At 62.3% G+C, this 14,582-nt stretch carries 10 protein-coding genes; 4 read left to right on the top strand and 6 right to left on the bottom strand.

Features of this window, described 5'->3' with window-relative positions:
* Nucleotides 1–28: 28 nt before the first annotated feature.
* The 3 genes from pheS to ACTFPK_RS08500 are packed head-to-tail and all read left to right on the top strand — an operon-like array spanning nucleotide 29 to nucleotide 4,505.
* Nucleotides 29–1,108, top strand: coding sequence for a phenylalanine--tRNA ligase subunit alpha (gene pheS, locus ACTFPK_RS08510; RefSeq protein ID WP_126134495.1), 1,080 nt, complete (start codon nucleotides 29–31; stop codon nucleotides 1,106–1,108).
* Nucleotides 1,108–3,651, top strand: a complete 2,544-nt coding sequence (pheT, locus tag ACTFPK_RS08505; RefSeq protein ID WP_439911433.1) for a phenylalanine--tRNA ligase subunit beta — start codon at nucleotides 1,108–1,110, stop codon at nucleotides 3,649–3,651. The genes pheS and pheT overlap by 1 nt, the downstream gene beginning before the upstream one ends.
* A complete protein-coding gene (locus ACTFPK_RS08500; RefSeq protein ID WP_274733067.1) occupies nucleotides 3,651–4,505 on the top strand; it encodes an SDR family NAD(P)-dependent oxidoreductase in 855 nt (284 codons plus the stop codon). The genes pheT and ACTFPK_RS08500 overlap by 1 nt, the downstream gene beginning before the upstream one ends.
* Before the next feature lie 107 nt (nucleotides 4,506–4,612).
* Here the strand turns inward: ACTFPK_RS08500 and ACTFPK_RS08495 are convergent, their stop codons facing one another.
* From ACTFPK_RS08495 to ACTFPK_RS08480, 4 genes are all read right to left on the bottom strand, one after another.
* The gene (locus ACTFPK_RS08495; RefSeq protein ID WP_274733069.1) at nucleotides 4,613–5,092 is read right to left on the bottom strand and encodes a hypothetical protein; all 480 of its coding nucleotides are present in this window, start codon (nucleotides 5,090–5,092) and stop codon (nucleotides 4,613–4,615) included.
* A gap of 128 nt (nucleotides 5,093–5,220) precedes the next feature.
* Nucleotides 5,221–5,592, bottom strand: a complete 372-nt coding sequence (locus ACTFPK_RS08490; protein WP_274733071.1) for a hypothetical protein — start codon at nucleotides 5,590–5,592, stop codon at nucleotides 5,221–5,223.
* A gap of 101 nt (nucleotides 5,593–5,693) precedes the next feature.
* Nucleotides 5,694–7,703: a DEAD/DEAH box helicase gene (locus tag ACTFPK_RS08485; protein ID WP_274733073.1), complete on the bottom strand. Its 2,010-nt coding sequence runs from the start codon at nucleotides 7,701–7,703 to the stop codon at nucleotides 5,694–5,696.
* A gap of 162 nt (nucleotides 7,704–7,865) precedes the next feature.
* Nucleotides 7,866–9,326 carry an MFS transporter gene (locus ACTFPK_RS08480; protein WP_274733075.1) on the bottom strand — a complete coding sequence of 487 codons (1,461 nt, stop codon included), beginning with the start codon at nucleotides 9,324–9,326 and terminating at the stop codon, nucleotides 7,866–7,868.
* Nucleotides 9,327–9,532: 206 nt separating this feature from the next.
* On the opposite strand from ACTFPK_RS08480, the gene aspS reads away from it, so the two are divergent.
* Nucleotides 9,533–11,368, top strand: coding sequence for an aspartate--tRNA ligase (gene aspS / locus ACTFPK_RS08475; protein WP_274755669.1), 1,836 nt, complete (start codon nucleotides 9,533–9,535; stop codon nucleotides 11,366–11,368).
* Nucleotides 11,369–11,434: 66 nt separating this feature from the next.
* On the opposite strand, the gene ACTFPK_RS08470 is transcribed toward aspS, so the two are convergent.
* Together ACTFPK_RS08470 and ACTFPK_RS08465 are read right to left on the bottom strand one after the other, a co-directional pair.
* Nucleotides 11,435–11,983: a DUF421 domain-containing protein gene (locus ACTFPK_RS08470; protein ID WP_274755670.1), complete on the bottom strand. Its 549-nt coding sequence runs from the start codon at nucleotides 11,981–11,983 to the stop codon at nucleotides 11,435–11,437.
* Nucleotides 11,984–11,990: 7 nt separating this feature from the next.
* On the bottom strand, nucleotides 11,991–14,582 hold a 2,592-nt coding region (locus ACTFPK_RS08465), incomplete at its 5' end, for an MMPL family transporter (RefSeq protein ID WP_439911432.1).

Here is a 14,582-nt window from a genome sequence, read left to right as displayed (position 1 = left end):
GACATGGTTAACAACAAGAAAGGCAGCTATGTCCTCACAGCTCAGTCCCCTGGACGAAGCGGGAGTACAGGCAGCCGTAGCGCAGGCCCTCAGTGCTTTTGCCGCGGCTACCACTCTCGAGGAGTTGAAAGCCGCGCGGCTGGCGCACAGCGGTGATAACGCTCCGATCACTCACGCAAATATGCAGATCCGGAACCTCGCCAAAGAAGAAAAGCCCATTGCCGGCAAGCTTCTGGGCGCGGCCCGCAAAGACATCCAGGCGGCCCTCGCCAGCGCCACCGCCCGCATTGAGGAGGCGGAAGCGGCCGCGGCCCTCGCCACTGAAACGGTGGATGTTACCGTGCCGACCAACCGGTCCCCGCGGGGGGCGCGCCATCCGCTCACGGTTCTCAGTGAGGATATTGCCGACTTCTTCATTGCCATGGGCTGGGAGATCGCCGAAGGCCCCGAAGTGGAACACGAATGGTTTAACTTCGACTCCCTGAATTTCGGGCCCGACCACCCGGCACGCCAGATGCAAGATACCTTCTACGTATCGGGTGTCGTCGACGGTGCCGGTGCGGTAACCGAGGAACGCAACCTGGTGTTGCGCACCCACACTTCGCCCGTGCAATCCCACGCGCTACTGCGCCGCGGGGCTCCGCTCTACATCGCCTGCCCGGGCAAGGTATTCCGTACCGACGCGCTGGATGCCACCCACACCCCGGTTTTTCACCAGGTGGAGGGCTTAGCGGTCGATAAGGGCTTGACTATGGCCCACCTGAAAGGCACCCTTGATCACTTCGCCCGCCATATGTTCGGCCCCGAAGCCAAGGCGCGCCTGCGCCCCTCTTTCTTCCCCTTTACCGAACCGAGTGCCGAAATGGACCTGTGGTTCCCGCAAAAGAAGGGCGGCCCGGGGTGGATCGAATGGGGCGGCTGCGGCATGGTCAATCCGGAAGTACTGCGCAATAACGGTATCGACCCGGATATTTACACCGGATTCGCTTTCGGGATGGGCCTGGAGCGCACCCTGATGCTGCGCAATTCCATCGCTGATATGCGTGACATGGTGGAAGGTGATGTGCGCTTCTCCATGCAATTCGGAACCACCGGGAGGGGAAACTAATGCCACTTATTCCGCAGGAATGGTTAGGCTCGCACGTGGAGCTGCCCGAGGATCTTACCCCGGCGCAGCTGGCTGCCGCGCTGGTAAAAGTCGGCTTGGAAGAAGAAACAATCCATCCAGCTACTGTTACCGGCCCGCTGGTTTTCGGCCGGGTTCTCACCCGCGAACCGAAGAAACAAAGCAACGGCAAAATCATTAACTACTGCCGCGTGGACGTGGGTCAATACAATGACGAACCCGGAACCGGGCGGGAACCATCCGAACTGCCCTCGCGCGGCATTATTTGCGGTGCCCATAACTTCGAGGCGGGCGATACCGTGGTTGTCTCCCTCCCCGGCGCGGTGCTACCGGGTGGTTTTGAGATCGCGGCCCGCAAAACTTACGGCCATATTTCCGACGGCATGATGTGTTCGGAACGTGAACTGGGGCTCTCGGATGAAAGCGCAGGAATTATTGTGCTCGACGCCGCGGCCGCCAGCCGGGTGGAACTGGGAAGTGACGCCCGGCAATTCCTGGGCTTGCCCGGGGAAACCCTGGAAATTAACGTAACCCCGGATCGCGGTTACTGCTTCTCCATACGCGGAGTAGCCCGCGAATACCACCACTCCACCGGAGCATGCTTCACCGATCCGGGCCTGCCTACGCAGCCACTCCCGGAGGCGACTCCCACCGGTTTTCCGGTGCGGGTGGAAGATAATGCGCCCATTCATGGCCAGCCCGGCTGCGACCTTTTCGTGACTCGGGTGGTGCGCGGGGTGGATCCGGCTGCGCCTTCCCCGGCTTGGATGGCACGCCGTCTTCAGCAAGCGGGGCAGCGCTCCATTTCGTTGGCGGTTGATGCCACGAATTACGTGATGCTGGACCTGGGCCAACCCCTGCACGCCTACGATCTGGATAAGATTCGCGGCGGCGGGTTGGTGGTGCGGCGCGCCACCGCGGGTGAAAAACTTACCACCCTCGATGATGTGGAACGCACGCTCGATCCGGAAGATCTTCTTATTACGGACAACGATGGAGCCCGAGTTCTCGGCCTGGCCGGCGTTATGGGCGGGGCCGATACGGAGATCACCGCAGAAACTAGCAATGTGCTGGTAGAAGCCGCTCATTTTGACGCGGTATCGGTGGCGCGTAGCGCCCGGCGGCACAAGCTCCCCACCGAAGCATCCAAGCGGTTCGAACGCGGGGTCGATCCCGCGGTGGCGGCGGTGGCCGCGCAGCGCGTCGTCGACCTTTTGGTGGAATACAGCGGGGGAGAAGCAACAGATGAAGTCTTTGTGTACGGGCAGGTACACCAGTTGCCCGCGCTGTCCTTCCCGATTGCGGATGTGGAACGCCTGACCTCTTTGCAGCTGAGCGAGGATCGTATTGCGGAAATCCTCACGGATATTGGCTGCACGGTGGAACGTAGCGGCGAGGTGTGGAGCGTGCAGCCTCCCACCTGGCGCCCAGATCTGGTGGGTTCGGCTCACCTGGTGGAAGAGATCGCACGCCTGGAAGGTTACGACGCGATCCCAACCGCTGTTCCCACCGCTCCGGCGGGGCGCGGCCTGAGCCCCGCGCAGCGGCAGCGTCGCGATATTGCGCGCACCCTGGCGGAAACCGGGTGGGTGCAGGTGCTCACCTATCCCTTTATTCCGGCTGCGCGTTTCGATGAACTCGGGTACGCCGCCGATGATGAGCGGCGTACCGCTATCGCCTTGGCTAACCCGCTGCAAGACGATGCCAATCTGCTACGCACTTCCTTGCTTGATACTCTCATTCCGGTGGCCTCGCTCAATGTGAAGCGGGGTAATCCAGCCGTGGCAGTGTTCGAGATGGGCACGGTGAGCCGTCCGGCTGGCATTAGCCCGGCTCCGATTCCGGCAGCGGGCCAGCGCCCCTCGGAAGCAGAAATTGCTGCACTCCACGCGGCTATTCCTGCTCAACCCCATCACGTCGCCGGGGTCGCCTGCGGTCCGCGCACGCCCGCGCGGGCCGGTTACCCGGTAGAAACATGGGATTGGCGTGACGCGGTGGAAGCCGGGCGGCGGGCTGCCGGTATGCTTGCCGACGTTTCGGTACGCGCCGCGAGCCAGGCCCCTTGGCACCCGGGGCGCTGCGCGGCCATTCTCAGTGGCGATCAGGTAGTTGGCTATGGTGGGGAACTTGCTCCGGCCGTCTGCAAGGCCTTGGATATTCCGGCGCGCTCTATCGCCTTTGAGGTGAATACGGATGCGGCGCTTCCCGATACCGTGGAACCCGCCGCGGTGAAGCCGGTATGGACCAGCCCGGTTGCCAAGGAAGATCTCGCCTTTATTGTTGATGCCGACGTGATTGCCGGTGATGTACGGGCGACCATCGAGGCAGCCGCGGGGGAGATCCTCGAGGGCATTGAACTCTTCGATGTGTTCACGGGCGATCCCGTACCGGAAGGCAAGAAGTCACTGGCGTTCTCGCTGCGTTTCCGCACCGATCACACCCTGACCGCTGAGGAAACTGCCCAGGTACGCCACCGGGTCGCACGCCGGATGCGCAAGGACTTCGGCGCGGAGTTGAGGGCGTAATGGCGCAGCAGGAACTGGAGCGCGAAGAATCGGGCGAGGCCGCGGCGGCTAGCGTGGAGCGGGCCGGTTTAGAACCCGCCCGCCGGATTCTTATCACCGGAGCCTCCCGGGGCGTGGGCAAGGAGCTTGCTATTGGCTTAGCGGCGCCCGGGCGCACTCTCATTTTGCTGGCGACCAAGCTCTCCAATTTGGATGGTACCGCCACCGAATGTGAGATCCGGGGTGCCCAGATTATTACCCTCGGGTGTGATCTAGCCAAGGAATCCTCCATTCGAGAGATGTTGCGCATCCTCCTGGAGGAAGGCGCACCCGATATGGTGCTCAATTCTGCCGGGGTGTACGGGGAAGAGGAACTTCCCTGGGATACCAGTCTGGAAGATTTCCAGCGCACCATCGCCATTAACGTGGAGGCGCCGTTCCAGCTCGCGAAAACGTTGGTGCCCATTATGCTGGAGCGTGGCGGGGGGAGAATTCTTGATCTTTCCGCCACCGCGGCCTCGCACGATTCTGCGGATGCGGTATCGTATTACGCCTCGAAAACGGCGCTTTTGCGGCTGGCTGCTTCTTTGCATCTAGCCGGGTACCAGCGTGGCTTGCGGGTACTTTCCCTCAATCCGGGAGCGGTGAAAACCGATATGACGGCCTCCATGAAACGCTATCGCGACCGCACCGAATGGGTACCGCTCGGGGAATCGGTAGCTATTGCCCAGGCATTTGCGGCCGGCGAGCTCGACGGACTTTCCGGCACCCAGGTGCGGGCTGGAACGGACTCCCTGGAAAAGCTTCGCGAGCTCTCCGCGCGTGGGGTATCCGGGCGGGCGCGCCGCCTGCGCCTAACCGGATGGGATGCCTAAATCTCTCCGGGTCCAGCAATGAGGGCTAGGGGCAGGCAATGACTAAGGGCGGGAGTCTCCTGCAATGGAGGCTCCCGCCCTCGCTTTGTACCCAGAATAACTAGTGGTTAGTTAGCCCCGAATTTTTCCCCGCAGACCTTGGCTGCTTCGCCCATAATGGCCTGGTCTTCCTGGGAGAGCAAAAGGACCTGCGCGGCGATATTACGCTGGCCCTGCTCGGAAAGGCCGCGGTTGAGCGCTTCATCAACAGTGCACTCCACCAGCTGGGGGAGCATCGCCTTTTGGGCTTCCGGAATATCCTGCGTGTTCTTGAGTAACTCCGAAGTAGCGGCGAGCATACCGGCGCTCACCTCATCGCGGCTAGGTGCCGGACCATCCGTTGCGATAGCTGCCGGGCCCTTATCGGTGATCGGCGCGGCAGGCTCAGCGGAGCTTTCAACCGGTGCCGACGGCGCGGCCGGTGCCGACGCGGCTACCGATGTTTCCGGAGCCGGCGTAGCCGATTCCGATGTATCGCTCTTACCCGAACAAGCGGCCAGATTCACCACGAGGCATACCGCGGCAACGCCGCCCAAAAATTTACGCATCTTCACTCATTTCCACGCGGAATAAAACAAGTAGATACTATCAGCTACGCGGCATTCACCCGCGGGCTGCCCGCGTGAGGTATACCGCCTAACGCGCGGGTAGCACAAATGGGTAATAAGGCGTGGGCTTAGCCCTGGGGCTGGCCAACGAGCTTCGTCACGCAACCTTCGGTGATTTTTTGGAGAAGCTCATCGTCCTGTTTCGGAACGTCATTAAATTTATCAGCGTCACCCGTGGCAATGATCTTGAGGCCCTCCGCGGAGACGCCCTGTTCGATAGCACCATCGGCTATGCATTCAACAAAGTTAGAAAGCATGGCTTCCTGAAGGCCGGCCGGGGCCGACGTGCCCGTCTCCTTGATAGCGGAACTGAATCCTTGGTTCAGCCCGGCTACGATCTCATCACGAGAGGGCGCGGCATCCTTTCCGGAACCGTTGGAGCAGGCTGTTAGAGTGATCGCGGTGCAGAGCGCCGCCAAACCGGCAAAGATTTTACGCATGGAATTCTCCTCAGAAGCGTGGTAGTGGGTGAAAGTTTATCCAGCCCACCACCACTTTACCGGGAGAAGGTTACCAGCGCGTGAACACTAAGCGGCGACACCTATGAGCGACGCCACCCGCGTCCGCCGCGGCGTTCCCCGCGATCATGCCGGTCATGGCGCCGGTCTGAGCGCCGCTCAGCCCGGTAATCCGAACCGTACTCACCTTCGTCACCGCGGTTGAAGCTGCCGCGCCCGCGCCCGCGCCGATCCCCGCGCGCGGTGCGATCCGAACGGCCGTGGCCCCCACGGCGCGCGGTGGGAGCACCGCTGTCCTCGGAGATACGCAGGGCTCGCCCGGAAACCTGGGCTTCGGAAATGCGCCGGCGGGCTTCCGGAGAAAGCGGCACCCCGATTTCCACCAGCGAGAACGTGGGATAAATATCGATATGACCCAGGTCCGAACCGCGCAGGCCACCTTCGTGGGTGAGTGCGCCAACGATAGCTCCCGGCCGCACCCGATCCTTATGCCCGACCTCGATGCGGTAACGCTTCCCGCCCTTGAATTCACGAGCTTCGCGACGCTTCTTCTTGAAGGAATCGCGGCTATCCTCCCCGGTGAAGCTTTCCTCTTCATCCGCGGAAGGCCCGGGATCGCGCACGCCCAAGGCCAGCAGGGCAACGATAATATCCTCGAGGCTCATCGGCTCGGGAGCGTCACTCGCTGCTTCGGTAACGTCCTCATCCGTGGGGAGGGAGGCGTCACTCGCGGCTTCGGTAACGTCCTCGCCCGCGGGGAGGGGAGCGGAGGAGGCTGCGGCGTCGTCGTTCTTAAGCTGCTGCGCCTCTTGTTGCGCGGCCAAGAATTGCTCGAGTACCTCGCGGTAGACCCCCAGGCGCCCGGCATCGAAACGGGTGCGAGCCTGCTCCATGAGTTTGGCGGCGCGCAGTTTCGAAACCTCGGCCGGGGTGGGAAGATCGATTTCTTCCATCTTCGATTTGGTGGTCTTCGCGATGCGGCGCAGGCGCGGGAGTTCCTTCGGGGTCACGAACGTGAGTGAGCGACCCTCGCGGCCAGCGCGGCCGGTGCGGCCGATGCGATGCACATAGGTATCGGCTTCGCGCGGCACATCAAAATTGACAACCAGCCCGATGCGTTCCACGTCCAGGCCGCGCGCGGCCACGTCCGTGGCGATAAGAACATCCAGGGTGCCGTCGCGCAGGCGCGAGACCAAGCGTTCGCGATCCTTTTGGGCGACGTCGCCGGACAGCGCCGCGGTGGCCACCCCGCGGGTACCCAGCTCAATCGCCAAGTCCTCGGCGGTGGCGCGGGTGCGCACGAAGACGAGGGCGGCGTCGGCCTCAGAAACCGCGAGTACTCGGGCGAGGGCACCCACCTTGCGGCGGGCCGGAACCACGGCGAACTCCTGGGTAATATTCGCAACCGTCGAAGCCGGGGGAGTAACAGTAATTTCCTCCGGGTCGTGCAGATGAGAATCCGCCACGCGGCGAATCGCGGGAGGCATCGTAGCGGAGAAAAGCGCCGAGACGCGCTCCGCGGGCAGATCCGAGGCGATCTTTTCCACGTCCTCCGCGAAGCCCATGCGCAGCATTTCGTCGGCTTCGTCCAAAACGAAGTAGGAAACGTGATCGAGCACAAGCGCGCCGCGATCAATGAGATCCATAATGCGCCCGGGCGTGCCCACCACCACGTGCACGCCGTTTTCAAGGGCGCGCAGCTGCGGCGGGTAGGGCGAACCACCGTACACAGCCAGCACCTTGGTATCCGTGCCGCGGGCAAAAGATTCAATGGCGTCCGCGCCCTGGAGCGCGAGTTCGCGCGTGGGGGCGAGCACAAGTGCTTGTACGACGGCGCTGCTAGTATCCACCCGTTCCAGGAGCGGCAAACCGAACGCCGCAGTTTTCCCCGTTCCTGTTTGGGCGACGCCGATAACGTCCCGCCCGCTCAGCAGGAGCGGAATGGCCTGTTCCTGGATCGGGGAGGGGTGTTCAAAGCCGAGAGCATGAATAGCGGTGAGCGTTTCCTCGGAAAGCCCGAGGTCAGCGAAAGTCGCCGGAGTGGCGGTGGAGGAAGAATCAGACGGCGTGTGTTCACCGAGATGTTCAGACATGAATTCCTAACATAGGCACAGGGGGCGCAAACGCGCCGCTACTAGTTTACTCCGGGGCGCAAGCCCGGCGGTGGATATGCGCGGTGAGCTTGCCCTCTGTTCGGAACGGGGCGCGGGTGCGGTGTGCCGCAGCGATACCCGGGGATTAGTTCGGACCAGGGATTAGTTCCTGCCCGGCCCGGGTTCCTCGCTGAGCATATCCGATCCACTCAGCTTTTCCCCGCCCGGACCCACGCCACTCAGGCGCTGCGATTCGGCAAGATTGGCTGCGGCCTCACTTCCCGCGGGTGGCACAATGCGACTGGCCACCACGGCACCGGCAATAGTCAGCGCGATGGACACCGCGATTCCCGCCATCAGCGCAATATCCTGCGGCGGCGTAATAACGGAATAAATAATGCCAATTATTGCGGCAACGAGTGAAGTCCCCATGGAATCAGCCACCTGGAGCGCCGAGGAGGTGCGTCCTTGACCGGCTTGGGAGGTGCAGGCGAGCGCGTGCACGCTCAGCGCTGGGAAAGCAAAACCGCATCCGATACCCGCGATGGCCCAGCCAAGAATGACGAGGCTTCCTGGAAGGGCGTGGTGTGAGCCGGCTAATACCAGGGCCAACCCGATGGCGTCGGTAATCGAGCCCCATAGCGGCAGGCGCAGGCGCAACGCCGCATTGGTAATCCGCCCGGAGAAATACGATCCCACCGCCCAGGTAATTGAGCCGACCGATAAAATGAGACCGGCTTCCACCGGGCTCCACCCGTGCACATCCTGGAGCAGCAGCGGTAGAAACATCTCAATGGCCGTGAAAGTACCCAGGAGGACGCGGGTGGCGATTGTTGCGGGTAGTCCGCGCACTCCGCGGAAGGTTCCGCGCGGGAAGAGCGGGCGGGCACAGAACACCAGGGCAAAGGCACATACGCCAATAATCGCGAAGGTGCGTGCGTTATGCGACGTCGCCCCGCTCATAATTTGCAAGCACGCCACCAGAGCGCCGGTGCCGAAAGCCGGAACCACCATGGTGCGAATATTCATCGGCTTCTTCACGCGGTCGATATCGGGGATTTTATTCATTCCGATAAAGAAGAAGGGGCCGATGAGCAGGATGGTGGCGGGGACGAATCCGAAAATCCAGCGCCAGGACATTGCCTCGACGATAATTCCGGCGAGCAGGGGCCCGAAAAGCGAGGGGAGAACCCAGGCCGCGGCGAAAGCGGTGAAGAATCCGGGGCGACGGCGCGGCTGCACGCTATTGCCCACGATGGTATAGAAGGGCACAATAATGAGCCCGCCGCCCAGGCCCTGAATGGCACGCCCGGCCACGAAAACTTCCATGCTGGGGGAGATGGTACAGATTGTGAGCCCCACGGTGAGAAGCACAACGCCGGTGTAGAGGCAGGAATGCGGGCCTTTGGAATCGGACCATTCCCCGGCGAGCGCCGTCGTCATGAGCTGGGCAGCAAGTACCACGCCGAGCGCGAGGGCGTAGAGATTCTGGCCGTTGAAGGCGCGGGCAACGGTGGGCATGGCCGTGGTGACCGCCATGCTCTCAAAAGCAACGAGCGAAATAAAGCCGACGGAAAAAATGCGGAAAAGGCGTTCGCGCTCCGGAGATAGATACCTGCTCATTAGATCAATTACACCAGCGGAAGGGGGGAGAAAGAAAGAGGCGGAGCTCAAGAAAGTCGGTGGTGTGTGCCACCGTAGCACATGGGCCTAACTTTTGCCCCGAGTGCGCTGCGGGTTCTACCATGGAGCCGGTGCTTGCTCGTCTCGCAGGTGCCTCAGAACGGCCCGTCTAGCCGTTTCCCACGACAAGAAAGAGTGACAAAAGCGTGTTACGTACTCGTTATGCAGGCTCGCTGCGAGCAAGTGATATTGACAGCGGAGTGACGCTGACCGGGTGGGTGGATCGCCGCCGTGACCACGGGGGTATCGCCTTTATTGATCTGCGCGATGCTTCGGGTATCGCACAGGTGACCGTCCGCGAAGAAATTGCGCACGAGTTGCGTAACGAATTTTGCATTAAGGTGACCGGGATTGTGCGCGAACGGCCGGAGGGCAATGCGAATGCGGCCCTGGCTACCGGGGAGATCGAAGTGGAGGCCACGGACGTTGAGGTCCTCAGCCCCGCCGAAGCCCTGCCCTTCCAGGTCTCCGATCATGCCGAAGGCTCCGGCAAGGTTTCCGAAGATATTCGCCTCAAGTACCGCTACCTGGATTTGCGGCGCTCCTACGAACAGAAGGCGCTGCGCTTGCGCGCCAAGGTGAATCAGGCGGCTCGCCGGGTGCTGGACGGCCATGATTTCGTGGAGATTGAGACCCCGACCCTTACCCGTTCCACCCCGGAAGGTGCGCGTGATTTCATTGTGCCGGCGCGCCTCAATCCGGGAACCTGGTACGCCCTACCGCAGTCCCCGCAGCTCTTTAAGCAGCTGCTCATGGTGGGCGGGATGGAACGCTACTACCAGATTGCCCGCTGCTACCGCGATGAAGATTTCCGCGCGGACCGGCAGCCGGAGTTCACCCAGCTGGACGTGGAGATGAGCTTCGTTGACCAGGATGACGTTATCGCGGTGGCCGAAGAAGTGCTGCGCGAGATCTGGAAGCTCATCGGCTATGACCTGGCCACCCCGATTCCCCGGATGACCTTCAAGGACGCCATGGAAAAGTACGGTTCGGATAAGCCGGACCTGCGCTTCGGGTTGGAACTTATTGACCTGACCGAGTACTTCAAGGACACCACCTTCCGAGTTTTCCAGAACCCTTACGTGGGCGCGGTAGTTATGCCCGGCGGGGCCTCCCAGCCGCGGCGCACCTTCGATAAGTGGCAGGAATGGGCGAAGGCGCGCGGGGCGCACGGTCTGGCCTACGTCACCATCGCGGAGGATGGCACTCTGGGCGGCCCGGTGGCCAAGAATATTACCGAGGCGGAACGTGCCGGCCTGGCTGAGGTCACCGGCGCGAAGCCCGGGGATTGCATCTTCTTCGCTGCCGGTGAGCCGACTTTCTCCCGTGAACTGCTGGGCGCGGCCCGGTTGGAGATTGGCCAGCGGGTAGGCCTTATTGATGAGGATGCCTGGGCCTTTGTGTGGGTGGTGGACGCACCTATGTTCAAGCCGGCCTCCCAGGCCGCGGCGGAAGGCGATGTGGCTCTTGGGTCGCGCTGGACCGCGGTTCATCACGCTTTCACGGCGCCCAAGCCCGAACACCTGGATACCTTCGATACCGATCCGGCCGGTGCGCTCACAAATGCTTACGATATCGTCTGCAATGGCAACGAGATCGGCGGTGGTTCCATCCGTATCCACCGCCGTGATATCCAGGAGCGCGTCTTCAAGGTCATGGGTATCGATAAGGAAGCCGCCGAGGAGAAATTCGGTTTCCTCCTCGAGGCTTTCAAATTCGGTGCGCCCCCGCACGGCGGCATTGCGTTCGGCTGGGATCGTATTGTCTCCCTGCTGGTCAAAGCCCCGTCGATCCGCGATGTTATCGCTTTCCCGAAGATCGGCAACGGCTGGGATCCCCTCACGGACGCTCCCGCGGAAATCACCGCGCAGCAGCGTAAGGAAGCCGGTGTGGATGCCACCCCGAAGGCCTGCTCTGGCGCGGTGGATGCCGCGACCGGTGCCCCGATCACGGAGGAGGCCGCTGCGGCCAGCGCGAAATAACGGCTCGGCCGCCGCGTAGGCGGTGGCTGTGAAACTAGGGGATTTACCGGGAAGACGCCGGGCGTACTAGATGCGCTCGGCGTCTTTCACACCCGCGAGCAGGCGCGGATCAAGCGTATTGGCTGGCCCGGTCAGTATCGATAGCTGCCCGTTCGGCTCGAGGATGACAGCGGCGACGTCGTCCACACACGCAACCCCGCGCAAACGCAAAGCCATCATGATTTCTTCCGTGGTGGTGGAATGGCGCCGGGCGGCAGGGGTGAGCTCCCCGTGCGCCCAGATAACGACGGGCCGCGCGTGCACCCAGGCTTCTCCGCGGTGCGAGAGCGCGATAAATCGCAGCAGCGCCTGCATGAAGAACAGGGTGAGAAGGGCGACGATACCGCCGGCCAGGGTGGGGGTATGCCCGAGCGTCACGCGCCCCGCGATTGCCCCGATAACGACGACGGCCGCCATATCCGAGGTGGAGAGCCGGCTCACCACGTTTTGCCCCAGAGCCCGCAAAATCACCACGAGGAAAAGGTACATAAGGCAGGTGGCCACCGCGATAGCACCGGCCTGCAACCAGGTAATGCCCAGTAGTTCGGCCAGATTCAGGTGATTGATCTCAGACATGCCTCCATTATGGCGCGGCGTGCCTCCCGCGCGGCACCGCAGTCGCGGTGCTGGCGCTTGCCGGCGCGATATCCGCGGGGTATTTTTCCGGCGCGATGGCCGCGGCTTGGGCCGGTTCGTGGTGCTCGAGGATGCGGTGCCCGCCTTCGGACACCCCGAAACGCTGGTAAATACGCGAAAGCCAGCGCGGCGCCCACCAATTCCACTTGCCCAGTACCGTCATGGTAGCCGGAACCAGGAGGATACGGCTGAGGCTGGTATCCGCGATGACGGTGATGGCTAGCAGCACCCCAACTTCCTTGATCGCGAGCATCTGCCCGAAGCAGAAGCCCACGAAGACCGCCACGATAATCGCGGCCGCGGACGTAATAATTCGCCCCGAGCGCTGCAAGCCGAGCGAGACTGCCCGGTCATTGGATTCACCGGCATCCCAGTATTCCTTCATGCGGGCCACCAAGAACACTTCGTAATCCATGGAAAGCCCGAATCCGAATGCCAGGCCGCAAGCCACTACCACCGCGGTCAGCCCGTCGGTTTCCGGCAGACCCAGCAGGCCGTTATCGAAGAGGAAGGCGGTCAGCCCGAGCGAGGCCACCAGGGAGAGCGAATTAATAATGATGGCCTTGATTGGGATGAGCACCGAACCGGTCATGAGGAAGAGCAAAATCAGCACGGCGAGCAGCACCACGCTGAAGGCAATAGGTGCGCCCTCGCGCAGTACCTGGTTGAAATCAATCTGGATAGCCGCGCTCCCGCCTACCAGAATCTCCGTATTCGCGACGCTTTCCGCATGGGTGCGGATATCGCGAACGGTATTACTGGCCTGGGCGGAGGTAGGATCCCCACCGTTAACAAATACTCCGAGATTATGCCAGCCGTTATCCATTTTCGTGGATTCCCCGACCTTGGAAACCTCCGGCAGCCCGGCGATCCACTCTGATTGCTCGCGCAGGGCGGCATCATCACCCTTGACCAGGACGGTAATGGCCGGCTGGCTCAAATCCGGGTAATCACGTTCCAGAATCTCCTGGGTGGTGCCCGGCGAGGAGGTTACCGGAATATATTCACTGGTATCCGTGCGTAAAGTAGTGTCCTTAATGGGAATAATCATGACCACGAGGATGGCGGTCACCACAGTCATAATGACCCACGGGCGCCGCTGCACCCAGCTCGCGATACGGGAGAACACCCCGTGATCGGTATGGGTATCACCCACCGCGCGCATCAGGTGGCCCAGGCCGGGGATTTTCGCGAGCGCGGACGGCTGGGCCAACCGCGGCCCGGCAATACGCAAAAGGGCCGGCACCAAACTAACTGCGGAAATAACCGCGAGGAGCACGACGACGAAACCCCCCATGGCTATCACCCGAATAATGCGGGAATTGAAGGCCAGCAGCCCGGCAATGGCGAAAGCAATGGTGACGGCGGAGAAGATCACGGTGCGCCCGGCGGTGCGGACCGTGGTGGCTAGCGCCCCTTCCATAATGGTGGCCAGTTCCTTTTTCTCCGGTTTGGCTCCCGGCCCGTAGCGTTTTTCGATACCGCGGGTGATTTCTTCGCGGTAGCGGGAGACCACCAGCAGGCCGTAGTCAATGGAGAGCGCCAAGCCAATAATGGAAACCACGTTGAGTACGAAGGAATCCACATCGGCCACGAAGGTGAGGAGCCAGACTCCGCCCAGGGTAATAATGATGGCAACAATGGCCCCGGCCAGCGGCATAAGAGCGGTGAGGAGACCGCCAAAGACCAGCACCATGAGGATGAGGGCGACCGGGAGGCCGATAGCTTCCCCGCGCACCAGATCGTGACGGGCTACATCATTAATGGCGGTCATCGCCGCATTCGCGGAGGTGGCATCCACCTGGACAGCGTGGGTGGATGCAAAAGTATCAAGCGTTTCCTGCACCCGAGCTTCGGTAGCATCGGTATTCGCATCCGAGGTGAATGTGATGACGAGGGCGAAGCCGTCCGCGGCGCGCAAACCGGCTGTTTCCACGCGGGCCTGGGTGCGCGCGGTGGTGATGCCTTCTTCACGCGCGGAGGCAATGACCTCTTCTTCGCTGGGTTGGCCCGCCTGGGCCGCGGCGGCCGCGGCGCTCACTTCCTGGGTGGCGCGGGCCTGAGCTGCTTCGCGCGGCATTCCACCGCGCATGAGCTGCGCGGTGGCGGCCTCAATTTGGGTGGCGAGCTGCTGCTGGGCCGCGGCGGCGGCCTTCTGATATTCGGCGCGCGCCTGCTCCTCAGCCTTGGTTGCGCCTTCCGCTTCGGCTTCCCGCACGAGGGAAGGTGAACTCAGGGCGCTGGCCACCCCGGGGATTTTTGCGATCTCCTCACTGAGATCAGCGACGGCAGCGGTGAGCTCCTGCGGATTTGCGGCGCCGTGGATGGCGGCCACCATGCGGTAATCGCCCTGGGAATCGGTGAGTTCCAGGACTCGAGCGGATTCTGTGCCGGTGGTGAGGCCCTGGGTGGAGGACATGCGGGAGAATAGGCCTCCCTGGCCGAAACCTGACAGCGCGGCGAAACCGGCAGCAACGGCGCACAATATCCAGGTGATAATGACTCTCCACGGGTGGCGAATAGAGGCACGCGCTAACAA

Origin of the sequence: Actinotignum sp. UMB0459 (genome assembly GCF_051905915.1) — a bacterium.
GTDB classification, from domain to species: Bacteria; Actinomycetota; Actinomycetes; order Actinomycetales; family Actinomycetaceae; genus Actinotignum; species Actinotignum sanguinis.
This window is presented reverse-complemented; position numbering and strand designations above follow the sequence as displayed.

Coding starts and splice junctions, on each gene's coding strand:
- pheS (WP_126134495.1), top strand. CDS start 29: ATGTCCTCACAGCTCAGTCCCCTGGACGAAGCGGGAGTACAGGCAGCC.
- pheT (WP_439911433.1), top strand. CDS start 1,108: ATGCCACTTATTCCGCAGGAATGGTTAGGCTCGCACGTGGAGCTGCCC.
- ACTFPK_RS08500 (WP_274733067.1), top strand. CDS start 3,651: ATGGCGCAGCAGGAACTGGAGCGCGAAGAATCGGGCGAGGCCGCGGCG.
- ACTFPK_RS08495 (WP_274733069.1), bottom strand. CDS start 5,092: ATGCGTAAATTTTTGGGCGGCGTTGCCGCGGTATGCCTCGTGGTGAAT.
- ACTFPK_RS08490 (WP_274733071.1), bottom strand. CDS start 5,592: ATGCGTAAAATCTTTGCCGGTTTGGCGGCGCTCTGCACCGCGATCACT.
- ACTFPK_RS08485 (WP_274733073.1), bottom strand. CDS start 7,703: ATGTCTGAACATCTCGGTGAACACACGCCGTCTGATTCTTCCTCCACC.
- ACTFPK_RS08480 (WP_274733075.1), bottom strand. CDS start 9,326: ATGAGCAGGTATCTATCTCCGGAGCGCGAACGCCTTTTCCGCATTTTT.
- ACTFPK_RS08470 (WP_274755670.1), bottom strand. CDS start 11,983: ATGTCTGAGATCAATCACCTGAATCTGGCCGAACTACTGGGCATTACC.